Source organism: Erythrobacter sp. S43 (genome assembly GCF_057364955.1).
Window position 1 is genome coordinate 37,139 of record NZ_CP200285.1, and the last position, 24,167, is coordinate 61,305.

21 protein-coding genes and 1 pseudogene are annotated in these 24,167 nt (G+C 59.2%); 6 read left to right on the top strand and 16 right to left on the bottom strand.

Translation table 11 applies throughout. The features are described from left to right. Window position 1: 1 nt before the first annotated feature. Both AC0V6K_RS00180 and dnaE read right to left on the bottom strand, forming a co-directional pair. A complete protein-coding gene (locus AC0V6K_RS00180) occupies window positions 2-1,588 on the bottom strand; it encodes a long-chain fatty acid--CoA ligase (RefSeq protein WP_486172519.1) in 1,587 nt (528 codons plus the stop codon). 120 nt (window positions 1,589-1,708) lie between these two features. After that, entirely contained in the window at window positions 1,709-5,194 is a 3,486-nt protein-coding gene (dnaE, locus tag AC0V6K_RS00185; RefSeq protein ID WP_472623607.1) for a DNA polymerase III subunit alpha, read from the bottom strand. An 88-nt stretch (window positions 5,195-5,282) separates the two neighbouring features. Here dnaE and AC0V6K_RS00190 point away from each other — a divergent pair, with 88 nt between their 5' ends. Then, the gene (locus AC0V6K_RS00190; protein WP_472623609.1) at window positions 5,283-5,573 is read left to right on the top strand and encodes a DUF6958 family protein; all 291 of its coding nucleotides are present in this window, start codon (window positions 5,283-5,285) and stop codon (window positions 5,571-5,573) included. Between the two features lie 6 nt (window positions 5,574-5,579). Here the strand turns inward: AC0V6K_RS00190 and AC0V6K_RS00195 are convergent, their stop codons facing one another. From AC0V6K_RS00195 to AC0V6K_RS00210, 4 genes are read right to left on the bottom strand one after another with little or no spacing between them, the layout of a single operon-like run. Continuing rightward, window positions 5,580-6,059: a glutathione peroxidase gene (locus AC0V6K_RS00195; RefSeq protein ID WP_472623611.1), complete on the bottom strand. Its 480-nt coding sequence runs from the start codon at window positions 6,057-6,059 to the stop codon at window positions 5,580-5,582. Beyond that, window positions 6,059-6,613, bottom strand: coding sequence for a hypothetical protein (locus tag AC0V6K_RS00200; protein ID WP_472623613.1), 555 nt, complete (start codon window positions 6,611-6,613; stop codon window positions 6,059-6,061). The genes AC0V6K_RS00195 and AC0V6K_RS00200 overlap by 1 nt, the downstream gene beginning before the upstream one ends. Before the next feature lie 28 nt (window positions 6,614-6,641). Next, complete coding sequence (locus AC0V6K_RS00205) at window positions 6,642-7,322, bottom strand: ABC transporter ATP-binding protein (RefSeq protein WP_472623615.1); 681 nt, start codon at window positions 7,320-7,322, stop codon at window positions 6,642-6,644. Beyond that, a complete protein-coding gene (locus AC0V6K_RS00210) occupies window positions 7,315-8,553 on the bottom strand; it encodes a lipoprotein-releasing ABC transporter permease subunit (RefSeq protein ID WP_472623617.1) in 1,239 nt (412 codons plus the stop codon). The genes AC0V6K_RS00205 and AC0V6K_RS00210 overlap by 8 nt, the downstream gene beginning before the upstream one ends. A 199-nt stretch (window positions 8,554-8,752) precedes the next feature. Here AC0V6K_RS00210 and purF point away from each other — a divergent pair, with 199 nt between their 5' ends. From purF to AC0V6K_RS00225, 3 genes are all read left to right on the top strand, one after another. Then, window positions 8,753-10,252, top strand: a complete 1,500-nt coding sequence (gene purF, locus AC0V6K_RS00215) for an amidophosphoribosyltransferase (protein WP_472626177.1) — start codon at window positions 8,753-8,755, stop codon at window positions 10,250-10,252. A gap of 35 nt (window positions 10,253-10,287) precedes the next feature. Next, window positions 10,288-11,001, top strand: a complete 714-nt coding sequence (locus tag AC0V6K_RS00220; RefSeq protein ID WP_472623619.1) for an SDR family NAD(P)-dependent oxidoreductase — start codon at window positions 10,288-10,290, stop codon at window positions 10,999-11,001. A gap of 169 nt (window positions 11,002-11,170) precedes the next feature. Next, window positions 11,171-11,518, top strand: a complete 348-nt coding sequence (locus tag AC0V6K_RS00225; RefSeq protein WP_472623621.1) for a PilZ domain-containing protein — start codon at window positions 11,171-11,173, stop codon at window positions 11,516-11,518. Here AC0V6K_RS00225 and AC0V6K_RS00230 read toward each other — a convergent pair. The 5 genes and pseudogenes from AC0V6K_RS00230 to AC0V6K_RS00250 all read right to left on the bottom strand — a co-directional run bounded on the left by AC0V6K_RS00230 (window position 11,515) and on the right by AC0V6K_RS00250 (window position 17,047). Further along, entirely contained in the window at window positions 11,515-12,774 is a 1,260-nt protein-coding gene (locus AC0V6K_RS00230; RefSeq protein ID WP_472623623.1) for a serine hydrolase domain-containing protein, read from the bottom strand. The genes AC0V6K_RS00225 and AC0V6K_RS00230 overlap by 4 nt on opposite strands. 17 nt (window positions 12,775-12,791) lie before the next feature. Continuing rightward, window positions 12,792-14,039 carry a class I SAM-dependent methyltransferase gene (locus tag AC0V6K_RS00235; protein WP_472623625.1) on the bottom strand — a complete coding sequence of 416 codons (1,248 nt, stop codon included), beginning with the start codon at window positions 14,037-14,039 and terminating at the stop codon, window positions 12,792-12,794. A 39-nt stretch (window positions 14,040-14,078) separates the two neighbouring features. After that, window positions 14,079-15,469 (bottom strand): annotated as a pseudogene (locus AC0V6K_RS00240) (cryptochrome/photolyase family protein). Between the two features lie 15 nt (window positions 15,470-15,484). Next, the gene (locus AC0V6K_RS00245) at window positions 15,485-16,468 is read right to left on the bottom strand and encodes a metal-dependent hydrolase (RefSeq protein WP_472623627.1); all 984 of its coding nucleotides are present in this window, start codon (window positions 16,466-16,468) and stop codon (window positions 15,485-15,487) included. Continuing rightward, a complete protein-coding gene (locus AC0V6K_RS00250; RefSeq protein ID WP_472623629.1) occupies window positions 16,469-17,047 on the bottom strand; it encodes a hypothetical protein in 579 nt (192 codons plus the stop codon). A 62-nt stretch (window positions 17,048-17,109) separates the two neighbouring features. Between AC0V6K_RS00250 and AC0V6K_RS00255 the strand changes: the two genes are divergently transcribed. After that, window positions 17,110-18,054 carry an alpha/beta hydrolase gene (locus tag AC0V6K_RS00255; RefSeq protein ID WP_472623631.1) on the top strand — a complete coding sequence of 315 codons (945 nt, stop codon included), beginning with the start codon at window positions 17,110-17,112 and terminating at the stop codon, window positions 18,052-18,054. A 1-nt stretch (window position 18,055) separates the two neighbouring features. After that, window positions 18,056-18,529 carry an RNA pyrophosphohydrolase gene (locus AC0V6K_RS00260; protein WP_472623633.1) on the top strand — a complete coding sequence of 158 codons (474 nt, stop codon included), beginning with the start codon at window positions 18,056-18,058 and terminating at the stop codon, window positions 18,527-18,529. Here the strand turns inward: AC0V6K_RS00260 and AC0V6K_RS00265 are convergent. The 5 genes from AC0V6K_RS00265 to AC0V6K_RS00285 all read right to left on the bottom strand — a co-directional run bounded on the left by AC0V6K_RS00265 (window position 18,526) and on the right by AC0V6K_RS00285 (window position 24,066). Further along, the gene (locus tag AC0V6K_RS00265) at window positions 18,526-19,020 is read right to left on the bottom strand and encodes a tetratricopeptide repeat protein (RefSeq protein WP_486172520.1); all 495 of its coding nucleotides are present in this window, start codon (window positions 19,018-19,020) and stop codon (window positions 18,526-18,528) included. The genes AC0V6K_RS00260 and AC0V6K_RS00265 overlap by 4 nt on opposite strands. 62 nt (window positions 19,021-19,082) lie before the next feature. Then, a complete protein-coding gene (locus AC0V6K_RS00270) occupies window positions 19,083-20,261 on the bottom strand; it encodes an RsmB/NOP family class I SAM-dependent RNA methyltransferase (protein WP_472623637.1) in 1,179 nt (392 codons plus the stop codon). A 9-nt stretch (window positions 20,262-20,270) separates the two neighbouring features. Continuing rightward, complete coding sequence (gene guaB, locus AC0V6K_RS00275; protein WP_472623639.1) at window positions 20,271-21,725, bottom strand: IMP dehydrogenase; 1,455 nt, start codon at window positions 21,723-21,725, stop codon at window positions 20,271-20,273. Between the two features lie 101 nt (window positions 21,726-21,826). Then, window positions 21,827-23,314 carry a M20/M25/M40 family metallo-hydrolase gene (locus AC0V6K_RS00280; protein ID WP_472623641.1) on the bottom strand — a complete coding sequence of 496 codons (1,488 nt, stop codon included), beginning with the start codon at window positions 23,312-23,314 and terminating at the stop codon, window positions 21,827-21,829. Further along, a complete protein-coding gene (locus AC0V6K_RS00285; RefSeq protein WP_472623643.1) occupies window positions 23,311-24,066 on the bottom strand; it encodes a 3-hydroxybutyrate dehydrogenase in 756 nt (251 codons plus the stop codon). Before AC0V6K_RS00285 ends, AC0V6K_RS00280 begins: the two co-directional genes overlap by 4 nt. Between the last annotated feature and the right edge of the window lie 101 nt (window positions 24,067-24,167).

Here is a 24,167-nt window from a genome sequence, read left to right on the forward strand (position 1 = left end):
CTCACCCTTCCAGCTTGTAGTCAGCGAACCGGTCGCGCAGGTCCTTTTTGCTGATCTTGCCAGTGGCGGTGTGGGGGATGTCGTCGACAAATTCGACCGCGTCGGGCAGCCACCATTTGGCGACGATAGGCTTGAGATGCTCGATAACATCTTCTGCCGACACATCCGCGCCCTCGTTCTTGACGACGAACAAAACCGGACGCTCATCCCATTTCGGGTGCGGCATACCGACGCACGCGGCCTCGGCGACGCCATCATGGCCCACGGCTGCGTTCTCCAGCTCGACCGAACTGATCCACTCGCCGCCCGATTTGATCACATCCTTGGTGCGATCGGTTAGCTGCAAGGTGCCATCCGGGTGAATGATGCCAACGTCGCCAGTGTCGAACCAGCCTTCGTTGTTCACGGCGTCCTGTTCGGCCTTGAAGTAGCGTTTTATGATCCAGGGACCGCGAATTTGGAGAGCGCCCGAAGTCTTCCCGTCGCGCGGCAATTCGGTCAGCATGTCGTCGAGATCGACCGTGCGCAGCTCGACACCATAGATCGGGCGCCCCTGCATTGCGGTCACATCGACCTTCTCCTCGAACGATAGCTCGTCCCAGTTCCAGGTCGGGCCGCCCACGGTGCCGATGGGTGATGTTTCGGTCATGCCCCATGCGTGCTGCACGCGGGTGCCGTTCTTCATCAAACGCTCGATCATAAAACGCGGACAGGCTGAGCCACCAATGGTCGCGGCTTTCAGCGGCGGCAGGTCGATGCCTTCCTTGTCGCAATATTGGAAGTGCGCGAGCCACACGGTCGGCACACCAGCGCTGTCCGTGACCTTTTCACGCATCATCAATTCGTGCAGCACCGCCGGATCGTTCACCGCGGAGAATACAAATTTGATCCCCGCCATTGCGCCCGCATAGGGCAGACCCCAGCTGGCCGCGTGGAACATCGGCACCACCGGCAACATCACCGATGCGCTGGAGAAGTTGAACGCCGCCGGCTGCAGACCAGCGACAGCATGCATCACGGTTGAGCGGTGTTCATACTGCACGCCCTTGGGGTTGCCCGTTGTACCGCTGGTGTAGCAGATCATGCACGGATCGCGCTCGTCGCCCATGACCCACTCGAATTCACCGTCTTGGGCACCGATCCAATCTTCAAACGCGGTGCTATGCTCGCCAGAGTCGAAGCAAATGTAGTGCTCGACGGTGGTCCAGCGGTCTTTCATCTTGTCGATGATCGGCTGGAACATCGCATCGTACAGCATCACGCGGTCTTCGGCGTGGTTTACGATGTATTCGAGCTGATCTTCGAACAGGCGCGGGTTCACAGTGTGCAGCACCCCGCCCATCCCGGCTACGCCATACCAGCTGACCAAATGGCGCGAGTGGTTCATGGCAAGGCTGGCCACGCGGTTACCCTTTTCAATCCCCAAAGCTTGAAGCGCCTGCGCCATCTTCAACGCATCGGTGCGGATGCCTGCCCAATTGGTGCGGGTCTCGGTCCCGTCAAACCACCGCGTGACGATCTCACGTTCACCGCTTTCACGGGCTGCGTGATCGATCACATTGGTGATCCGCATGGTCTGATCTTGCATTGCTCCAAGCTTGGTTGCGGGCATCGCTGTCTCTCTCCAACAAAATTGATGTCTCTCTGCACCTCTTGTGCCGAGGTGAGTGCGGCTTTGCAACGGAGATTCAGCGGTGAGAGTGTGGCGCTAAGCGACGAGTTTGAGGCGCGCGCTTGATCGCTGCGGCTCAAGTATCACGTTCTCGAGGCCATCCACTTCCTGAAGCCGCTCGGCGAGCTCACCGTCGAGGATGAAGTTGCGGCCCAATCGGACATGCACCTCGTCATGGTCAGCGGTGAATAGGCGCAGCATGACTTCACCCGGCGCGTTATCACCCGTGGCCAGCTCCAGCTTGAGGTCATGCAGGGCCTGAATGGTGGTGACATCGGCACGCAGGATCATCGCTGTGGTGCCGCTGATTTGAGACAGCGGACGCGCTCCGCGCACGGTAAGGCGCGGCGGCTCACCCGGATTGGGAGCGTCGAGCTCGACATCCAGAAGGACGCTTTCATTGCTCTGCGCCCAATCGAGGAATTGTGAAACGAGCGACTCCTCGAAACAGGCCGAGGAGAACTGCGAAGAGCCATCGTCAAAGTCGATGCGGACAAAGTCCTTGCCCTTGCGCGTCTTGGCCTTGTTCGCGCCCTCGATCACAACGGCAATCTTGGCCTTGATCCGCTGGCCCGCACCGACTTCCGACTGCATCAAGCTGGCGTGCGTTCGCGCACCTTGGGCGGAGGCAACCGCACGGAAATCGGCCAGCGGGTCTCCAGCGAACCGGAAGCCAAAGTTCTCGCGCTCTTTGGCCATGACTTCGCGCGGGGTCCAAGACGTGGTCTCTTTCAATCGCAGGTCTTCGCTCGGCGCATCCTCACCGCCGAACAAACCGCCCTGCCCGCTGGAACGCTCGCGGATCGCGGCGTCCGCGACCGCTAGCAGGTGGTCAGCGTTCTCGAACAGTAAAGCACGGTTCGGTTCCAATCCATCCAGCGCACCGGCGCAGATCAATCCTTCGAGCTGACGGCGGTTCATCGCGCCCTGCGGGATACGTTCGCACAGGTCCTTGAGGCTTTCGAATGGTCCATGCGCCTGCCGCTCGGCGACAATCGCATCCATCGCTTTCTCACCGACATTGCGTATTCCGGCGAGCGCATATCGCACCGCGTAGCCGTGATCGGTCTGCTCGACCGTAAAACGCGCTTCGGACGAATTGATGTCGGGCGGAAGTACGACCACCCCGTCTGCTTCATTCGGGTAACGCCGCGCATCATCAACAAACACAGTCAGCTTCTCCGACTGGTGCATATCGAAGCACATGGCGGCCGCGTAAAACTCTTCGGGATAATGCGCTTTGAGCCAACCGGTTTGATAGGCGAGCAAAGCGTAAGCAGCCGCGTGCGACTTGTTGAAGCCATAGCCTGCAAACTTGTCGATCAAGTCGAACAGCTCGTTTGCCTGCTTGGCATCGATGTCGGAGACTTCCTTACAGCCCTCGACAAACCGGCCCCGCTGCTTGTCCATCTCGGCCTGAACCTTTTTGCCCATGGCGCGGCGCAGCAAGTCTGCATCGCCAAGCGAGTATCCGGCAAGGATCTGCGCAGCTTGCATGACCTGTTCCTGATAGACAAAGATACCGTAGGTCTCAGCCAGAATGCCTTCGAGTTTGGGGTGCGGATACTCAATCGGCACCTCGCCGGCTTTACGCTGTCCGAACAGTGGGATGTTGTCCATCGGACCGGGTCGATAGAGCGAGACGAGCGCGATAATGTCGCCGAAGTTGGAGGGCTTCACCGCCTTCAGTGTGCGCCGCATTCCTTCGGATTCCAGCTGGAACACACCGACCGTGTTACCATCCTGCATAAGGTCATAGACCGCCTTATCATCCAAAGGCAGCGCGCCGAGATCGATGGTGATCCCCCGTAATTCGAGCAAGTCGACTGCTTTGCGCAGCACCGACAGTGTCTTGAGCCCGAGGAAGTCGAACTTCACCAACCCGCTGCTCTCGACATGCTTCATGTCGTATTGCGTCACCGGCATATCCGAACGCGGATCACGATAAAGAGGGACAAGCTGTGCGAGCGGTCGATCACCAATCACCACACCGGCGGCGTGGGTCGAGGAGTTGCGCGGCAGGCCTTCCAATTGCATCGCCAGATCAACGAGGCGCTTCACCTCGTTGTCGTTGTCGTATTCCTTCTTGAAATCGGCAGCGCCATTGAGCGCGCGTGGCAGAGTCCACGGGTCGGTTGGATGGTTGGGCACCATTTTTGTGAGGCGATCAACCTGACCATAGCTCATCTGCAAGATACGACCGCAATCGCGCAGCACGGCGCGCGCCTTCAGCTTACCAAAGGTGATGATCTGCGCGACGTGATCTGCGCCATATTTCTGCTGCACATAGCGGATGACTTCGCCGCGCCGCGTTTCGCAGAAGTCGATATCGAAGTCCGGCATCGACACACGTTCGGGGTTGAGGAAACGCTCGAACAGCAGACCAAGTTGGATCGGATCAAGGTCGGTGATGGTCAGCGCCCAAGCGACAATCGAGCCCGCACCAGAACCACGCCCCGGCCCCACAGGAATACCCTGCTCTTTCGCCCATTGGATGAAGTCGGCAACGATCAGGAAGTAACCGGGGAAACCCATTTTGACGATGATGCCGATCTCGTAATCGAGCCGGTCATAATACTCTTTGCGCTGCTCTTCCGTGAGATCTTCATACGGCTCAAGCCGCGCTTCGAGGCCTTTGCGCGATTCCTCTTCGAGCATCTTCGCCTCGCCCTCGAGGTCACCCGCAAGGCTTGGCAGGATCGGATCGCGGTACGGCGGCGCGTAGGCGCAGCGCTGCGCCACAACCAGCGTGTTCTGCACCGCCTCTGGAATGTCGGCGAACAGCTCCTCCATCATGCTCGCCGATTTGACGAAAGCATCGGGGTTGGTGCGCTTGCGGTCCTCGTTCTCGATATAGGTTGAGCCCGCAATGCACAGCATGGCATCATGCGCCTTGTGCATATGCGGCTCAGCGAAGTTGGCGGGGTTGGTCGCTACGAGCGGCAAATCGCGCGCATAGGCGAGGTCGATCAGTTTCTCTTCCGCCGCTTCGCACACCGGATCACCGCAGCGTGCCAGTTCTATATAGAGCCGATCAGGGAACAACGCTTGAAGCCGATCAACCACTTGCTCAGCCGAAGCCTGACCTTCTGCAAGCAGACGGGTCAGCGCGCCTTCGCCCGCACCCGTCAAAGCGATTAACCCGTCGGTGTGGCCTTCCAGATCCGCCCATTCGACATGCGGTTCCAATTCAAGCGGGCGTTCCAGATGCGCTTTGGAAACGAGGTGGCACAGATTGTCATACCCAGCCTCGTCTTGCGCGTAGAGCGGGAGGTAGTCGATCGTTTGGCTTTCATCCCCGCGCGCCACGCCGAGCAGCGTCCCGATGATCGGCTGCACACCTTCGCCTTTGCAGCCGCCAGCGAACATGACCGCGCCGTAAAGCCCGTTGCGGTCGCACGTCGCGATGGCCGGAAACCCGCGCTCTTTCGCCAGTTTGGCAATCGCCTTTGGGTCAATAGCCCCTTCGAGCATCGAATAAGACGAGAGAACACGCAGCGGGACGAAGGGTGCGAAAGGCATAGTTGGAGATTAGGCCTCACGTAATCATGTTCAAGTTGGCTAACATCCGGATTGGGGATAAGCAGTGGACGCGAAACGGGAGCGAAGCATGACCGACATGATCGAAGTCGAAAACGTCAACACGCCGGGCCGGTCCACGCGCGTGAACGCCGCAAAATACGCTGACATGCTCGCCGCTTTCGAATCTGCTCTGCCCCGCACAGCGCCGGGCTTCACCCAGGCGGAAACTCGAGAAGCCGTGAAACCGCACCTTAGCGAAGAGTTGTTTCCGCAAGGCAAAACCTGCGGTTGGTGGGCCAAGACGGTACAGCTCGACCTGGAGGCCAAGGGTAAGCTCGTGCGCGAAACCACGAAACCCCTACGCTGGCACTGGAAGTAGAGCGCCCTAAAGCAGTTTCTCGATATCCTTCGCGATGCTCGCGGGGGTATCTTGCGGACCATAGCGCTTCACGACTTCGCCTTCCCGGTTGATCAGGAACTTGGTGAAGTTCCATTTCACCGATTTCGAGCCCATCAACCCCTTCGCCTCGCTCTTCATCCAGTCGTAAAGCGGCGATGCATCCGGGCCATTGACGTCAATCTTCTTCATCAGCGGGAAGGTGACGCCAAAATTGACCTTGCAGAACTCCTGAATCTCGTCGGCATTGCCAGGCTCCTGCGCACCAAACTGGTTGCAGGGAAAACCAAGCACTTCGAAGTCCTTGTCCTTGAAATCCTGAAACAGCTTTTCCAGCCCGTCATATTGCGGAGTGAACCCGCATTTGCTTGCGGTGTTGACGACCAGAAGAACTTTTCCCTGCTTGGTCGCAAGGTCGAGCTCTTCGCCGCGATTGGTGGTGACGGTGAAATCGGCAATTGTGGTCATCAGGGATCCTTCGGTACCGGAATTGGTTCGCGCCTATATAGGAAGTCGAAACTGGGTTGCCATGTCAGGCCATGATCGGTCGAGGCCTCGCCAAACTGGCGGACGCTGAAGTCCTCTTGCTGTGAAAACGTCATCCGCACCAGCGCGTGCTTTCCGGGACCACCGAGATTGTTCCAGTATCCGGTGAGGATCATCTTGCCGTCAACGATACCGCCTTCGAATTCGACACGCTGGCCGTCCGCCCCGATCCAGACTTGCTCCCACCGACCTGTGTCCGCGTTGAGCATCGTCATGCTTGTCCCGCCCGGCTGCTTAAACGGCATCCATGTCTCTCTGACGACGCAGCCGCCAGACATCTTTGATATCGCGCTGCGGGCAACCTGTTTTTCGCTCTTGGTCGGATAGACAAACCATTGGCCGATCCAGAAGTCGAACGCCTTGTGGGCTTCCGTGTCGCACGGCGCAGGTGGTGGGGCGAGCTGCGCCAACGCGGGCTCTTCCGCTACTGGCGAAGTGGATTGCAGCAGCAATGCCAAAACTGCGGAATGCATCATAACCTCCCTCACGGTTTGCGGAGGTTATCTACTCAAGCACACCGTCATGCAAGCGAACGACGCGGTCCATACGTTTGGCGAGGCGTTCGTTATGGGTGGCGACCAGAGCAGCGCTGCCCTCCCCGCGCACCAGCTCCAGAAATTGGCCCAGCACGGTGTCAGAGGTTGTCTCGTCCAGATTACCGGTTGGCTCGTCAGCTAGGACCAGTGTCGGTTGGTTCGCCAAAGCGCGCGCCACGGCGACACGTTGCTGTTCACCGCCCGAAAGCTGGCTTGGCCGGTGGGTCAGACGATGGCCTAGGCCGAGGCTGGCGAGCAAACTGTCCGACCGTTTCTCAGCCGCCGCGCGATCGGCACCTGCAATCATTTGCGGCATAATAACATTTTCGCGCGCGTCGAAGTCGGGCAGCAGATGGTGGAACTGATAGACAAAACCAAGATGCTCACGGCGCAGCCTGGTCCTTCCGTCTGGCGGCAGGTTGGCTGCGTCTTCTCCGGCGATCTTCATCGTCCCGCCAAAGCCGCCTTCAAGCAAGCCGACCGCCTGAAGCATGGTCGATTTGCCCGAGCCTGAAGGGCCCAACAGAGCGACGATTTCGCCCGGCATGATGTCGAGATCGACGCCGCGAAGAACCTCGATGGTTTCGCCACCTTGCTCGAAACTGCGGGTCAAGCCACGCAATTGAACGATCTGATCCGCATTACTCATAACGCAGCACCTGCACCGGATCGGTGCCCGACGCCTTGAGCGCCGGATAGAGCGTCGACAGGAAGCTGAGGCCCATCGCCAGCGCGGCGATGCCAATGATCTCCCACGCATCCACGCGGGCAGGAAGGCTGGTCAGGAAACGCACCTGCGGGTCCCAAATCTGAACGCCGGTGGCCCAAGCAATCCCGTCCACAATCGGGTTGCGGAAATAGAGGATGATGAAACCAAGCACGAGGCCGACCACGGTGCCGATCGCGCCAACGGTGGTGCCTGTGGTCACAAAAATTTTGAGCAGGCTGCGCCGCGTCGCGCCCATTGTGCGCATAATGGCAATGTCGCGGGTCTTGGCGCGGACCAGCATCACGAGGCTGCTGAGTATGTTAAACGTGGCCACCAAAACCATAAAGCTGAGCACGAAGAACATCGCGACGCGCTCCACCTCAAGCGCTTCGAACAAGGTCGAGTTGATCTGTTTCCAATCAGCGATCTGCGCGCGTCCGACCAACTTCTCTGAAACTGGCGCGAGGATCTCGCCGACATTGTCCGGATCGGTGACTTTCACCTCGATCAACCCGATCGTGTCACCCAGCAGCAAGAGCGTTTGCGCGTCCTGCATCGGCATAATCACGAAGGTCTCGTCGAAATCGTAAAGGCCAATCTCAAAGATTGCCGCCACTTCATAAGGCACCTGACGGATTGATGTGCCGAACGGTGTCGAACGCCCTTGTGGATTGATGATCGTGATCGTGTCACCCACCCGGGCGCCGAGATTGGCGGCGAGACGGTTTCCGATGGCAATCTGGTTCGAATCCGGTTTGAGCCGCGATAGGTCACCAAACACCAGCTTTTCCTGAAGCTCGTCGATATCTTCCTGCGTGTTGCCACGCACGAAGATTGGAACCACGCGGCCATTGTTGCTTGAAAGCAGAGCCTGCTCGATCAGCGGAGAAGCTTCGGTGACACCATCGGTCTTGCGCACATCCTCAAGCACGCCTTCCCAGTTTTCCAACTTGCCATCGAACGCTTGAACAATAGCGTGGCCATTAAGCCCTGCGAACTTGTCCAGCATCTCGCCACGAAAGCCGTTCATTACGCTCATCACCACGACCAGCAAAGCAACGCTGAGCATCACCACGCCGACGGAGATTCCGGCAACCAGTGCGATGAACGCCTCCCCCTTGCCCGGCCAAAGGTAGCGCTTCGCGATCATGCGTTCAAAGGGAGTGAGCATCGTTAAAACAGGTGCTTGAAGTGCCTTATGTGAACCAGCGCTTTAGGAGCCATGCGCCAATCGCACAATGGACTTCGCCCTGGCGCTTGTTGGTAAGCGCAAAAAGCGGACGAAAGCACGGCCATAACCCTTGTAATTGACCCGTAACATCGTCATTGACGCGGGCACTCAGCCGGAGCAGCGCAGCGGATTACAAGCGATGGCCACTACCGATATCGGACAGCTCGGAAATCTGACCCACCCTTACCTCAATGAGGATGGGGACAAGCTGCGTGAGGAATGCGGCATTTTCGGCGCAATCAACGCAGCCGATGCCTCTGCCGCCACCGCACTTGGCCTGCACGCTTTGCAGCATCGCGGGCAGGAAGCGGTTGGCATTACTAGCTTTGATGGCGAGGAATTCTACTCCCGCCGCGGGCTCGGCCATGTGGCGGAAAACTTCTCTTCCCAGGAAGCGATTGCCGAACTTCCCGGCCATATGGCATCGGGTCATGTGCGATACTCCACCACCGGCGGATCGGGTCTGCGCAATGTGCAGCCGCTTTACGCGGAGCTTGCCAGTGGCGGTTTTGCTGTGGCGCATAACGGCAATATCTCGAACGCTCAGACGCTGCGCCATGATCTGGTTCGCAAAGGTTCGATCTTCCAGTCGACCTCCGACACCGAAGTGATCATCCACCTTGTTGCAACATCGCGCTACCCCACCATTGCCGACCGCCTGATCGATGCGCTGCGTCTCGTTGAAGGCGCTTACGCTTTGATCGTGACAACGCCCGACGGCATGATCGCCTGCCGCGATCCGCTTGGCATTCGTCCGCTGGTGATGGGCAAAATGGGCGATGCGATCTGTTTTGCCAGCGAGAGCGTCGCATTTGACGTGGTCGGTGCCGAGCTAATCCGAGAAGTCGAGCCAGGTGAAATGCTGCAGGTCGATTTCAAGGGTGAGATCAAGAGCGTTCATCCGTTCGGTGAAGTGGCCCCGCGCCCGTGCATATTTGAGCATGTCTATTTCAGCCGTCCCGACAGCTACTTCGCCGGCCAAAGCGTGTACGAGGCACGGAAAGCCATCGGCGCGCAGCTTGCAATGGAAAACCCGTGCGACGTGGATCTGGTAGTCCCAGTGCCTGATAGCGGTGTTCCGGCGGCGATTGGCTACGCGCAAGAATCGGGCCTGCCGTTCGAGCTGGGCATCATCCGTTCACACTATGTCGGGCGCACTTTTATCCAGCCATCGGACAGTGCGCGCCATTCGGGCGTGAAGCGCAAGCACAATGCCAATCGCGGTCTCGTCGAAGGCAAGCGCATTGTCCTGATCGACGACTCCATTGTGCGCGGCACGACGTCGATGAAAATCGTCGAGATGATGCGCGAAGCTGGAGCCAGCGAGGTGCATTTCCGCGTGGCCAGCCCGCCGACGGCCCATAGCTGCTTCTATGGCGTCGACACGCCGGAGCGGTCAAAACTGCTTGCCGCACAAATGGACGTCGAGCCGATGCGTGACTTCATCAAGGCAGACAGCCTCGCATTCATTTCCATCGATGGCCTATACCGCGCAGTTGGAGCGCAGGAGCGCAACAGCACTTGTCCGCAATTCTGCGACGCTTGTTTTACCGGCGAGTACCCCACTTCACTCACCGACCTTTCGCTTAGCGAGCAAAAGGCTGCACAGCTCCCATTGGTTGACCCAAAAGCCGCATAAGTCGCTTACAACACTGAATTCAAAGAAGGCCCCAAATGTCTGACAGTAAACCGCTTTCGGGGCGCACAGCCCTTATCACCGGCGCGAGCCGCGGGATTGGCGCGGCGACGGCCTTGGCCATGGCGGAAGCAGGTGCACACGTTATTCTTGTGGCACGCAAAGTGAAGCCGCTGGAAGAGATCGAGGACCAGATTCATGCGCTGGGCGGCACCTCCACAATCGCCCCGCTCGACCTGACCGAGCCGGATGCTGTCACCCGTCTTGCCAGCGCGATTGCTGGACGTTGGGAAGCTCTCGATATCCTCTGTATTTCAGCGGCATATCTGCCAGAGCTCACACCGATTAGCCAGGTTGAGCCGAAGCAGTTCACGCAAGCTGTAATGACCAATATCATCGCCACGCAGGCTCTGTTGGCTGGCTTTGACCCGCTGCTGCGCCGCGCCAAAGCGGGCCGTGTCCTCGGCCTGACAAGCAGTGTTGGCGCATCGCCGCGCGCTTTCTGGGGCGCATACGGCTCTACTAAGGCTGCATTCGACAACCTGCTCGACACCTACGCTGCCGAGGTCGAAAAACTCAGCCCTGTTCGCGTCGCCATTGTCGACCCCGGAGCCACGCGCACTGACATGCGCGCCCGCGCCTATCCCGGCGAGAACCCCGAAACGCTCAAGGAGCCCAAAGTGGTGGCAGACCGTCTCGTCGCTTTGGCAACCGAAGACTTCCCGACCGGGCATCGCGAACGCGTCGACTGACGCCACCCATTCTGCGCGTTGCACCCTGCACGACGCCAAACATGCCTAATTTCTGGTTTACCCAACCGATTCAGACGCTGGTTACTCCCGCGCGCGCATCACGTGCGAACCGGCTGACCACCGGACCGACAGCTAATGAGACCAGCGTTTGGACAAGGTTTGATTTGTGATGCCTACTGCACAAGACAAATATGAGATCGCCGCGCAGGAAGATCGTTGCGCTGCCCGCACGAAACTGACCATCCCGGCGACCCTGCGCGCCTCGGGAGGCCGCGCCTTCCAAACCGTGGTGCACGACCTTTCGATCTCCGGTTTCTCTGCCTCTTCGATCAACCGGATGCACGAAGGTCAGGTCGTGTGGCTATCCCTGCCCGGTCTCGAATCGCTTCAAGCCGAGGTGGTCTGGTGGGACAACTGCATCGTTGGTTGCGCGTTTGCCGAGCTGCTTAGCCCAATCGTGCACGACAACATTCTGCAGCGCTATTCCAACACGGGCGTGTACCGCACCGCGATCTAACTGGGGCCGCAGTCTCCGCAGACCTTGACCGGTTTGGTCGTTTCTTCAGCAATTTTGGCAACCACGGCGCCCGTCTTTGCGCGGTAAGCGCCGCTGGTCGCGGTCGGCCAATTGCTGATGACTGCGACAACGAGATCGGCCTCAGGAACGATATTGATCGCCTGACCGAAGATTCCTTGCGCGCCGAAGTTGCCGCCGGGATAGGTCCACCATTGGTATCCATAACCAAAGCCGCCGTTCTGGAAGTCGACCAAGCGCGAGCCTGCGGTCGCAAACCAGCCCTCTGGCACAACCGATTTGCCATCGGCACCCTTACCGCCGGTGCGCACGAACTCGCCGACACGGGCATAGTCCGCCAAGGTAATGGAAAGGCAGCATCCACCAATGTTGCCGTTGCGTGGGTCTGTCATCCAGAACAATCCGCCCGCAAGACCAGCGGGTTCCACAAGGCGGCTCTGGGAATACTCTGCGAGCGAAAGACCAACAGCGTTCTCTACCAGCAATCCGAGAAGATTGGTCTCACCCGTCTTGTAGACGAACTTCTCGCCCGCCTTTGCCTCGCGGCCCAAACGCTTCATCTGCTCGACAATAGCATTCGGCCCGTACTCGAGCACGTAACGGTTCATCTGTGCAACATCACTGTTGGGGTCGGTATAATCTTCGTTCCACTTTACGCCGCTGGTCATGGTCGCGACATGGCGGACAGTCACGCCGTCATAGGCTGAACCTGCAAGGCCCGGAATATACTTGGTGATAGGATCATCGATGCTGTCGATGTAGCCATCCTTGATTGCCGTCCCGAGCAACGTCGAGGTAAAACTCTTGGCGACGGAGAAGCTGGTCCAGCGATCTCCAGCTTTCATGCCGAGGCCGTATTCCTCGAACCGGATATTGCCGCCCTGAAGAACCATCAGGCCAGCAGCGTTGGTTTCCTTCATCAGCGCGCGGATCTCGGTCTGCAATTCGGCGCTGAGCGGTTCGCCTTCGGGCAGCTTGGACGGAGTGTTGGCCGCCGGCACTTCATGACCCGCGAACCAGTTTTCCATCTCGCGGAACCGCGCCGAGCGCTGGTCGCTATTCCAGAACAGCACCTGAAGCTCTGACGGGTCGCGCTGCACCGGGGTCTTCAGTTCAACCCCGCTAACGGGCGGTTTCGCGGTGGCGGCAGCTGCATCTTCCGGTGTTGGCCCCGTCGTCTGGCACCCAGCCAAGGCCAGCGCCAGAGCGCTCCCCACCATCGTCGTTGTGAATTTCATTGGGCCTCTCCCGCCACTTATTCCTTCACCAGCGTCACCTGATGCACATCGATGTTTCCGACCCTGAACCCTGCTTCGCAATAGGCGAGATAGAACCGCCACAAACGCACAAACCTATCATCGAATCCGGCGGGCAATTGCCCAGTTTCAACAGCACGATCGAACCGAACCGTCCATTCGCGCAGGGTCTCCGCGTAATCGAGGCCGAAATCGGTCTGATCCTGCCAATGCAGCCCGCGCGCTTTAGCCAGCCCGCGAAACTCGGATGATTTGATCAGCAATCCACCGGGGAAGATATACGCCTGGATGAAGTCGGCGTTCTCCGCATAGGCTTCAAACAGATCATCGCGCATCGAGATGTACTGGATCGCTGCGCGTCCGCCCGGTTTCAGGTTGCGTGCGAGGCAGTCCATAAAATCGGGCCAGTATTCGCGCCCCAAGGCCTCAACCATTTCGCAGCTGGCAATCGCATCGAAGTGTGGTGCTTCACCCAAGCCGACATCGCGATAATCCTGCTTGCGGAAATCGATGAAGGGATCGGTGTGCGAACGGGCATAGGCCAATTGCTCGTCGGACAGGCTGATCGCGGTGACCTTTGCACCCGTTTCCGAGATATGGTCAGCAAGAGTGCCCCAGCCACAGCCGATCTCCAGCACACGCTCCGGATTGCCCAAGCGCGCAGTCAGAGCCTCGATCTTGCGCCTCTGCGCCGCTTCCAGCCCATCATCCGCGCAGCCCAGCGCGCTGGAATAGGTCATGCTGGCATCGAGCCAATGCGCGTAGAAATCGTTGCCAAGGTCGTAGTGCGCAGAGATGTTGCGCACGGAACCCGCCTTGTCGTTCTGGTTCAGCCGGTGCGCGACGTTGGCCGCCCATTTGAACGGGCCGGAACTGCGCGCCGCATTGCCAAGCGTCGCGACATTGTCAGACATCGCCGCAAACAGCTGCACCAGATCAGGTGTATCCCACTCGCGCGCTTCGTATCCTTGGTAGAAGCCAATCACGCCATTGGTCGCCAGACGAAGCAGAGAACGCCAATCATGCAGGTGGATTTCGGCCTCAAAGCCCGGCGCGCGGCCACCCAGCATCCGCGTTGTTCCACCGGGCAGATGCGCAATCATCGATCCGCGCTCTAGCCCCGCATCGATGCGGTCAATGATCGTGTTGAAGCCGGGGGTCAGCAGGCGTGCGAAGAAACCCGGCTTGGGCGCGAATTTCGCGCCGCCGCTGAGCAAAGCATCCCCTCTCACCCTTTGCGTCGTCATGCAGTTTCTTACGCATGACGAAGGGCTTGGGGCAAGATGCTATCCCACTTTGATTTTCTTATACGCCGCCAATGCCCGCTCGCGCGCTGCTTTGTGCGCAATGATTTTGCGCGGATAGCCTTGGGGTCGGACGCCATGCTCTTCGGGATCGTGGATGTATGGCTCACCAAGATCGGCCAGTTCAGGCACATATTCGCGGATATAGCGCGCGCAATCGAACTTCTCAGACTGGCTGAGCGGAGCCATGATCCGCACGAACATGTTCGAATCGACGCCCGTGCCAGCAGTCCACTGCCAATTGGTCGCGTTGGAGGCATAATCGGCATCGACCAACGTATCCCAGAACCACTGTTCGCCATGCCGCCAGTCAATCAGCAAATGTTTGATCAGGAAGCTGGCGGTGATCATCCGAACGCGGTTGTGCATCCAGCCCGTTTTCCAAAGCTGACGCATGCCCGCATCGACGATTGGGTATCCGGTCTCGCCCTTCTGCCACGCCTTCAAGTCGCGCGCGGCGGCTTCGTCCGTCTCCGGATCGCGCCATTCGAGCTTATCGTAATCCTCGCGATAGTTCTCGCGCGCATAGAGCGGGAATTGCGCGATGGCGGTCTGGGCATAATCGCGCCAGATCAGCTCGCTTTCATAGATATTCCACCCCTTGCCCGGACGGTCTGCGAAGTGATGCCATATCTGCACCGGACTGATCTCTCCGAAATGCAGATGGGGGAGAGGCGCGAAACCTTGTCGAGGCTGGGGAAGTTCCGCTTGTCCTCGTAATCATCGACATGATCGCTCCACCAGTCGAGTTGGGCATGAGCGGCCTCTTCGCCGACACTCCAGAAATCCTCGATTCCACTGGACCAGTCCGGCCTTGTCGGCAGCAGGTTCCAGTCGGCTAAGCTGTCGCTGGCTGGCCAACTTGCGGGCGAAGACAGTGTCTCTGGCTCCGGCACCAGATCGCGCGGCGGCAATTGTGCGCGCACGGCACGGCTGAACGGCGTGTAAATCTTGTACTGCCCGCCCGATCCGGTGGTCACCGATCCGATGGGAAGTAGGTAATTCGCATCGTACAGCTGAAGGTCGAGCTTCTCCGCCAGCGCTCCTTGCGCCTTGCGCCACCATGGCTCGTAATGGCGGTTCGCATGAACTGTTGTGGCACCGGCTTTCGCAACGATGTTGGTCAGCTGCTCGACGGCGTCCCCACTCCGCAAGATCAGCTTTGATCCACGAGCCTCCAAACGTTCCGCAAGATTGGCGAGCGAATAGTGCAACCACCACCGCGATGCGCCGCCGTAAGTGTGAGTCTTTGCACACTCATCATCGAGTACATAGACCGCGATAACCGGACCGCGCTTGGCGGCTTCATAAAGGGCGGGATTGTCGGCCAAACGCAGATCGCGTCGCAGCCAGACGATTTGTGTGTCACTCATAGAAGTGAAAGCGCGCTACTCGTCAGTGAGTTCCTCGCATTCGACATCGGGCAGAGGAACTAGAAAGCGATCACCCGTCAGTGGGTCAACAAAGCGTGCGTCTCTCAGAGTTATCGAACCATCTTCTGCGCGGACGGCAAACGGCGCGCGTGACCAGAAGAGAAACGCGTCAACTTGTGAGTTCGTGCTTCTTTCTGTCGATAAATCTGGCAGCTGGCAGACCTGCTCCTTCGGATAGCCCGGGCAATCATCAAAACAAAAGCTATTGGAGCCCGTCGGCCACGTCGGATTGGTGAGTGGCCATTCTGATGATCTCCAAAGACCCCGTGCCTCTTTGCCTATCACTTCGCGCTTCCAAAAGGTCAGCGGGAGCGGGCTAACAATTGTATCAAGGCTGGCCTCACGATGCTGATGCGCATCATAGGTGTATGCGGTGAAGGCTCCGTTCCCCGCGATATACGCCAGCATCACCGCAATCGCGCCCATCGCAATCGGCCTCTGGTCCCCGCCCACCTTCTCACGCCGAGCGCCCCACCAGATCGCGCCAATCAACAGCGCCCACAGCCACACATCGATAATGAACAGCGTGTCGCCATAGAACCATTGCGAGGAAAACGGCTCCAGCAGTCGGATGCCATAGACATTGAGCCAATCGAGTGCCGGGTGAGTCAAGCAGCCGATCAATCCGAGCAGATAGAGCCATTTGAAATTGACCGGCAGGCGTTTCTCCGGCCGCTTGCCACGTTTCGTCTGCCAGCGATCAAACCACCACAGCAGCCCTGCCAGCACCAGCGGCAACAACACCCAAGCAGGTGGCCCATGCGTGATCCCACGCCGGAAACCGAGATGCTCGGTCCCTTCCAGCCACATGAAACACGCCGCATCCACATCGGGCAGGTTCGCTCCGATGATGAGTGCCGGCATAGCCAGCCCCGTTTTCTTCTTAAGCCCTGTTTGCCCGAGCACCGCGCCAACAAGGCTGTGTGTTAGATTGTCCAACTAGCGACCCCTGATCCGACGTCCTTTGGTGCATGCGATTTCCCATCCACGCGACCAATTCTCATCACGCGCACCTGCTTTGCGGATATGCCCTTTGGAATAGAACTCGCGGATTGGTGGGGACGCGTTCTCAAGGCCATCTGCGCTGACGCAGAATTCACCCTTCTCGTCTTCCCAATTCCATGAATATGCGAAATGGCCCCGGCGCCCCTTATCGTTGAATGGGACTACGCTGAGCAGGAAACGAACATCCTTCTTCCAGACCGCGTGGAAGGAATGAGCGGTAAACCGGATGTTGAGCCGCCGCTTCGTCTTCACTCCGCCCAGATGATGGATGACCCGCGCGGGCGCTTCATACAATTCAGCCAAGCAGATAATCTCTGATTTGTCATCTTCTGGGCTAGAACCGGGACACACCGCCGGGAAACCGATCATCTTCGCTGATCCCAGCAATTCGACCAGCAGATAGCTCTCATTTGCAGAGGATTCGTCGGGCTCACTCTCGGCGTAGGCGGTCGCGGGATACGATGCGAACAAGATCGTCATCACACCCAGAAAGGCCACGGAGAGCTTGTTCATTTGCAAGAGTTTAACGATCGTGCATAGGTCCGTCAAAGCACTTCGCGGGAGAGAACAAGAGCATGACCGACACCCCATATATTCGGCCCGATATGAAGGCCTTTTTAGATGGCCTTGCCGCCATGAACGGTCCTTCAATCGCCGATATGACTCTGGAGGAAGCTCGCGCGAGCTACGGCGCGCTGCACGGGATGGCGGACCGTCCAGCGCGCGAACTGGCGGTGATCAAAGACCTCACTTGCAAGGGCCCTGCGGGAGACATTCCACTGCGCCTGTATGATGCGCGTGAAACCCGCGAGAATGGTCCGATTATCACCTTCTATCACGGCGGCGGATTTGTGATTGGCGATCTCGACACGCACCATGCGCTGTGCACCGAGATTGCGGCGCTGATGGACTTGCCCGTTGTCGCGGTCGACTATCGCCGCGCGCCAGAAGCGCCCTTCCCCGCTGCAATAATCGACTGCGAAGCCGCCACCCGTTGGGTCGCCAGCAGCCCACCCGAATTGGGCCGAGAGGCAACCGGAATCATCACCATTGGAGACAGCGCAGGCGGCAACGCCACGATTGTCATTGGTCAGCAACTCGCCGCGAACCCCGCCGATGTGCCAGTCGTGCTGCAAGTGCCGATCTTCCCGCTCGCCAGCGCAGTTGAAGGCTCCGCAAGCCTCGAACAATTTGCCGATGGATTTGTGCTGACCAAAGCCGCCATCGAATTCTTCGATGCGGGGTATCAAGCCGACCGGAATGATCCGCGCGGCTTTCCCATCGATGGCGATCATTCGACCTCGCCGCCCACAGTGCTGGTTACCGCGAGCCTTGATCCGATCCGCGATTCCGGGCGCGATTATGCCAGAGCATTGGCCGATGCCGGGCGCAGTTTCACCTTTATCGAAGTCGAAGGCGTCACCCACAGCTTCACCAATCTGCGCGGTGCGGTGCCGAGCGCTCAGGCCGATCTGGAACGCATCATCTCGGCCATGAAAACCGAGCTTGGAGCAGCATAGGATGAGTGACCTACCCTATCGCCCCTGCGCGGGCTTCATGCTGGTGAACAGCGAAGGCAAGGTCTTTGTCGGCGAGCGGATAGACAACCGCGCGCATGGCTTCTGGCAGATGCCTCAAGGCGGGATTGATCCGGGCGAAGACCCCGAAACCGCCGCCTTGCGTGAGTTGGAAGAGGAAACAGGGATCGGTGCGAACTTGGTCGAGGTCGTTGGGCCTGCCTCAGAGACTATGAAATACGACCTTCCCCCCGAATTGCTCGGCAAGATCTGGAAGGGCAAGTATCGCGGTCAGGAGCAGCATTGGTATCTCGGTCGCTTTACCGGCACTGATGCCGATATCGACTTGGAGGCGCATGATCCGCCCGAGTTTCACGATTACCGCTGGGTTGAGCCCGAACAACTGCCCGAGCTGATCGTCCCGTTCAAACGCGATGTCTACGCCGCGCTGGTCGAGGAATTCAAAACCAAGATTTAGTTGCTGGCAGGCTTATCCTGAGCGGTTTCCGCGGCGAGGCGAGCTGGCGGACCCGCAGCGATGCGCGATTGCAGCGCCAGCGTTTCGGGACACGACGCCCCGCACAGGCTCTCAAGCCGCGAAAGGTTGCGCTTGGCCTTCTCCAATGCGCCTTTCTCGACCATCGCTTCGCCCTCGCCCGCGATGGCAGCAAAGTTGCCCGGATCACGCTCCAGAGCTTCGCGATAATAACGGATCGCTTTGCCTTGCAGCCCATCCTGACGGGCAGCTTCAGCCAGCGCCACGAAGATCGGCGTGTAAGCCGGATCCACCGCAAGCGCGGCTTCAAATGCGTCAATCGCAGCCTGAGTCTCACCCGCAGCCAAAGCTGCCTTGCCTTGCATGACCAAAGATTCGGCACGCGGATCGGGCTTGCTATCGCCCGCGCTTGTCACACTCGCAGTGGTAGCGAGGAAAAGAGACAAAGCAGCAGCGGCGGGCGCGAAACGCATAATGGGCTCCTTGAGGTCAGCAAGCCGGGTTAAGATGGGCTTAGCCATAATCGATACGGCTATCATGATGAACGCAGGATGGCGACAAAAAACCCGTCCGTGCCGTGGTGGAACGGATCGAGGCGCATTCCTTTGCCGTGCGGTGTTCCGAGCGGAATTTCAGCTGGCTCGGCTGACCAGCCCGGGTTCCGATCCAGAAAGGCATCGACGCGCTGCGTTCCCTCCTGATCGAGCAACGAGCAGGTGATGAAGGCGATACGACCGCCGGGTTTCGTAAGTTTGGCAGCAAGATCGAGAACATGGTCTTGCAATGCGGCGTATCTTTCGAGGCGCTTTGGCGTCAGCCGCCACTTGGCCTCTGGCTTGCGCCGCCATGTGCCGGTGCCAGAACACGGCGCATCCACAAGCACCAGATCTGCCGCATTGGCGAGATCGCTCAGCGCCTCCATCTCACGGTTCGGATTGAGTTCGCGTTGCTCGGCGATACCCGCGCCTGCACGCTCTGCACGCGGAGCGAGTTGGGACAGGCGACGGCGGTCGGTGTCGCAGGCGATCAAGCGGCCCTGGTTCTGCATCATCGCCGCGAGCGCGAGAGTTTTGCCCCCTGCCCCGGCACATAGGTCAATCACAGTCTCACCACCCCGCGCGGCTGAGGCGAGGCTTGCGAGCTGACTCCCGTGGTCCTGAACCTCGATCATGCCCTCGCGATAGGCAGGCCATTGTTCAACCTGCGTGCCTGCTGGCAAGCGCAGCCCCTGCGGTGCGCCGAGCGGTTCCCCCGCTTCGGGCAGCTCAAGCCCGTCGCGGTCGGCCTTTAGCGCATTGACCCGAATATCGAGCGGAGCGCGATCCAGCATTCCGGCGAGCGCATCGCCTTTGACCCCTGACTTACCGAGCTTTTCGGTCAGCCATTGCGGCGCATATCCGGCCTGCGCGGCTTGCTCTGACGCACCGATTGCTGGTGGTCCGTGGGTCGAACCGTCGAACAATGGCGGCAGCGTCTCGTCCGTCTCGGCCAATGCCAGCATCGCCGCGCGCCCTGTCTCGGGCACTGGCCCGCAATGGCGAATCGCGCGGTAGACAAGCTCTCGCACGGCGCGTCGGTCCTTGGAACCCGCGTAGCGGCGCTCTCTGAAATAGGCCGCGATCAGACGGTCCGCGGGCGAGCCTTCGCTGCGCGCAGCATCAATGATCTGGTCGAGCAGCTCTATCGCCGCCTGAACCCGTGCAGAGGGGGTCACAAAAGGCCCTTAACGCGTCGGATAATTCGGAGCCTCACGCGTGATCGCGACATCGTGAACGTGGCTTTCCGAAAGGCCAGCATTGGTGATGCGGACGAACTGCGCGCGCTGTTTCAGATCGGCGATGGTTTCAGAGCCAGTATAGCCCATTGCCGCTTTCACACCGCCCACGAGTTGGTGAACAACATCGGCGGCGGGGCCTTTGAACGGCACCTGACCTTCGATGCCTTCGGGCACCAGCTTCATCGCCGATACGTCCTGCTGGAAGTAACGGTCTGCACTGCCCCGTGCCATCGCGCCGACGCTGCCCATCCCGCGATAGCTTTTGTAGCTGCGGCCTTGGTAGAGGAACACTTCGCCGGGGCTTTCGGTTGTGCCGGCAAGCATAGAACCGACCATCACAGACGATGCGCCGGCCGCGAGAGCCTTTGCCACGTCACCACTGGTGCGCAGGCCACCGTCAGCGATCACCGGAACACCAGACTTCGCCGCTTCTGCAGCGCTTTCCATAACCGCCGTTAGCTGCGGAACGCCAACACCTGCGACAACGCGCGTGGTGCAGATCGAACCCGGGCCGATGCCGACTTTTACGCCATCCGCGCCTGCGTCGATCAACGCGCGCGTGGCCTCCGCTGTTGCAACGTTACCAGCGATGACCTGAACCGAGTTGCTGAGCGCTTTCACCCGCTCGACAGCCTTGGACACGTCAGCGTTGTGGCCATGTGCGGTGTCGATGATGACCACGTCGACTTCTGCGTCGATCAAAGCTTCGGTACGGGCGAAGCCTTTGTCGCCCACAGTGGTCGCTGCGGCCACGCGAAGACGACCGCCTTCATCCTTGGTCGCATCGGGGTAGTTCACCGCCTTTTCGATGTCTTTGACCGTAATAAGACCGATGCATTTATACGCATCGTCCACCACCAGTAGCTTCTCGATCCGGCGTTGGTGCAGCAGACGACGCGCATCTTCCTGACTGGTGCCCAGCGGCACCGTTGCGAGGTCCTCCGTCGTCATCAACTCGCGCACGGGCTGCATGGGGTTTTCGGCAAAGCGCACATCGCGGTTGGTGAGTATGCCGACCAATTTGCCCGCAGGATCAGTCACCGGAATGCCGCTGATTTTGTGTTGCGCCATCATCGCTTCGGCGTCGCCCAGCGTAGCGTCCGGATCAATAGTGATCGGATTGACCACCATGCCGCTTTCGTAACGCTTGACCGCGCGCACAGCTGCCGCCTGCTCGTCCACGTCAAGATTGCGGTGAAGCACGCCTATGCCGCCCATCTGCGCCATGACGATGGCCATATCGGCCTCTGTCACAGTGTCCATCGCGGCAGACAGAACCGGAATATTAAGCGCGATATCTTTCGTCAGATGCGTGCGTGTATCCGCCATGCTGGGCAGAACGTTGCTCTCCGCCGGACGGAGAAGAACATCATCAAAGGTAAGACCGAGGGGAATATCCATGGGCACGCGGCTGCTTTCATCAAAGGGTGGAGCGAATCGTGCACGTCCATGTAGGGCGGGTTTCGCCCTGACGCTAGAGCATGTGTGCCACTATCGACCGCCTATTTCGCAGGTGCGGGATAAAGTGTCGTGTTGGCGACCCGCCGGATCAGCTCTTCGTGCAGCAATAGGTCTTCAATCGCGCCGCCCAACTCGATCTTCTCGATCTCGTCCGATGCCCGGTGATAGTCGCTGGATAGATATGGGCCCAGCACGGCCTGGGAGCTGAAGGCCGAAGAGATCATCACCGCTGGAACGCCCTGTTGCATCAGGGCCCAGCCATCCTGTCGACGAAGGAAGCTGTTGGCGTATTGCTTGTCACCCAGCTCACGGCCCGCCTCCATCACCACTTCGCGCACGATGGCATCCAGCGGTGTTTCGCCCTCCCCTATAAATCCGACCTTCGATCCAGCGGGCGCAATGGCGATGGTGTCGAAGTTGAACGCGGCAACGATCGTGTCGAGCGGTAAGGCAGGGTTTTCGATAAAGGCGCGCGCACCCAACAGACCCGATTCCTCGGCGCTGGTACCCATAACATAGATGTCCCGTTCAAACGGTCCGCCGGAGTTCAACCGGCGCGCGAGTTCGAGCATAACGGCAATGCCACTCGCATTGTCGACCGCACCGTTGCACACACGGTCTTCGGCATCGTCTGCACCGCATTCGCCCAGATGGTCCCAATGGCCCAGCAGCAGGACTGCACCAGCATTGGGTTTTGTGCCGGGAAGCTTTCCGATCACATTGTTGCTGGCCAAATCTTCGCGTTTGGACGTCGCTTCGACCGTCGCTTTGAAGTCGAGCTCGACGGGTTCGAAATCATCCGTTTCGGCAGCGGAGAACAGCGCATCCCATTCCTCGGAACCAACAGCCTGTGCCATGGCAGCACGTGTGATGTAGCCGCTCATTTGCGCGGGATCATCGCTGTTCAATTCGATCCGGTCGCGGCCAAGGAAGCGGCGAATGTTCGCCACCGCATCGTCATTCTCGATCACGGTCAGGATCGCAGCAGGGTTCTTTGTAAACAAAGCCGCGCGGCGAGCGGGACTTACGCCCGGCTCACCTAGCATCACGACCACTTTGCCCTCGACATCTTCGGGCGGAACTTCCTGCCCCAGCTTGCCGGCAAAAAGGACGTCTGCCCCCTCGACCAAATTGCGGCGGCGAGAGGTGAAGACAACGGCGGACTTTGAATCGGAACCGAACTCGGTCTTCTCCGAACCGTTGACAAAGACCAAGCGCGACATGTCCGGCTGCGTCGACACAAGCGGCACCGGCGCAAGCCAATCGCTACCGGGATCGTTAGTGCCCGAGACAAAGCCCGCGGCCTGCAGTTCCTTAATCATGAAGTCAGTGGTCAGCGTCTCTCCCGGTGTTCCGGGTTTGCGACCGCCAAATTCATCGCTCGCAAGCGTACGAATGTCGTCCATAACGCGCGCCGTAATCTCTGCGCGTTCGCTTTCTGAGACACTGGCAACCGGCAGCGTGGCGCAAGCTGACAGGCCGAGCGTCGCAACGGCAGCGACGATTACGTAACTAAGCCTCTGGATCATTCCGCTGTCCAGCCTCCGTCGATGCTCCAGTTCGCGCCGGTCACATTGCCCGCTTCCTCTCGGCACAAGAACACGGCCAAAGCCCCAATCTCGTCGGGCTGGACAAACTTCTTCGTCGGCTGCTTGGCCAAGAGGACATCGTTGATCACCTCATCCCGGCTCAGGCCCCGCGCTTTCATTGTATCGGGAATCTGCCCTTCGATCAGCGGGGTCCAGACATATCCGGGAGAGATGCAGTTGGCCGTCACGCCGGTTTGAGCAAGCTCCAATGCGATGGTCTTGGTAAAGCCATCCACCGCGTGCTTGCTGGCGTTGTATGCGCTCTTGAATGGAGATGCCGTCTTAGAGTGGGCGCTGGCGGTGTTGATGATGCGGCCCCAGCCTTTCTCTTTCATCCTTGGCACCGCGAGGCGCGTTGTGTGGAAGACAGCCGATATGTTCAGCCCGATGATCGCATCCCATTTCTCGGTCGGGAAATCCTCTACCGGAGAAACAAACTGCATGCCGGCGTTGTTGACCAGGATATCGACCGGGCCGACCTCCTCCATCATGGTCTCAATAGCCTCCGGGTCCAGAAGGTTCGCGCCATTGTAGGTCGCGCCCAGTTCCTCGGTCAGCTTGGCAATCTCGTCGGCATCACCAAAGCCGTTAAGGATCACATCGGCCCCTTCTGCACTCATCGCCCGCGCAACCGCAAGGCCAATGCCAGAGGTTGAGCCGGTAACCAGTGCGCGCTTTCCCTTGAGGAACATTGCCAACTCCGCTGTGTAAATTGTCTGGACTTTGCTTTTGCCGTGCCGTTTGTTGCTGTCCAGCTATTTTGCGTAAACTCTTGCACGCAAAGGCACGGGAT

Coding starts and splice junctions, on each gene's coding strand:
- AC0V6K_RS00220 (WP_472623619.1), top strand. CDS start 10,288: ATGTCTGACAGTAAACCGCTTTCGGGGCGCACAGCCCTTATCACCGGC.
- AC0V6K_RS00210 (WP_472623617.1), bottom strand. CDS start 8,553: ATGCTCACTCCCTTTGAACGCATGATCGCGAAGCGCTACCTTTGGCCG.
- AC0V6K_RS00230 (WP_472623623.1), bottom strand. CDS start 12,774: ATGAAATTCACAACGACGATGGTGGGGAGCGCTCTGGCGCTGGCCTTG.
- dnaE (WP_472623607.1), bottom strand. CDS start 5,194: ATGCCTTTCGCACCCTTCGTCCCGCTGCGTGTTCTCTCGTCTTATTCG.
- AC0V6K_RS00180 (WP_486172519.1), bottom strand. CDS start 1,588: ATGCAAGATCAGACCATGCGGATCACCAATGTGATCGATCACGCAGCC.
- AC0V6K_RS00200 (WP_472623613.1), bottom strand. CDS start 6,613: ATGATGCATTCCGCAGTTTTGGCATTGCTGCTGCAATCCACTTCGCCA.
- AC0V6K_RS00260 (WP_472623633.1), top strand. CDS start 18,056: ATGAGTGACCTACCCTATCGCCCCTGCGCGGGCTTCATGCTGGTGAAC.
- AC0V6K_RS00285 (WP_472623643.1), bottom strand. CDS start 24,066: ATGTTCCTCAAGGGAAAGCGCGCACTGGTTACCGGCTCAACCTCTGGC.
- AC0V6K_RS00195 (WP_472623611.1), bottom strand. CDS start 6,059: ATGACCACAATTGCCGATTTCACCGTCACCACCAATCGCGGCGAAGAG.
- AC0V6K_RS00280 (WP_472623641.1), bottom strand. CDS start 23,314: ATGATCCAGAGGCTTAGTTACGTAATCGTCGCTGCCGTTGCGACGCTC.
- AC0V6K_RS00235 (WP_472623625.1), bottom strand. CDS start 14,039: ATGACGACGCAAAGGGTGAGAGGGGATGCTTTGCTCAGCGGCGGCGCG.
- guaB (WP_472623639.1), bottom strand. CDS start 21,725: ATGGATATTCCCCTCGGTCTTACCTTTGATGATGTTCTTCTCCGTCCG.
- purF (WP_472626177.1), top strand. CDS start 8,753: ATGGCCACTACCGATATCGGACAGCTCGGAAATCTGACCCACCCTTAC.
- AC0V6K_RS00190 (WP_472623609.1), top strand. CDS start 5,283: ATGACCGACATGATCGAAGTCGAAAACGTCAACACGCCGGGCCGGTCC.
- AC0V6K_RS00205 (WP_472623615.1), bottom strand. CDS start 7,322: ATGAGTAATGCGGATCAGATCGTTCAATTGCGTGGCTTGACCCGCAGT.
- AC0V6K_RS00225 (WP_472623621.1), top strand. CDS start 11,171: ATGCCTACTGCACAAGACAAATATGAGATCGCCGCGCAGGAAGATCGT.
- AC0V6K_RS00250 (WP_472623629.1), bottom strand. CDS start 17,047: ATGAACAAGCTCTCCGTGGCCTTTCTGGGTGTGATGACGATCTTGTTC.
- AC0V6K_RS00265 (WP_486172520.1), bottom strand. CDS start 19,020: ATGCGTTTCGCGCCCGCCGCTGCTGCTTTGTCTCTTTTCCTCGCTACC.
- AC0V6K_RS00255 (WP_472623631.1), top strand. CDS start 17,110: ATGACCGACACCCCATATATTCGGCCCGATATGAAGGCCTTTTTAGAT.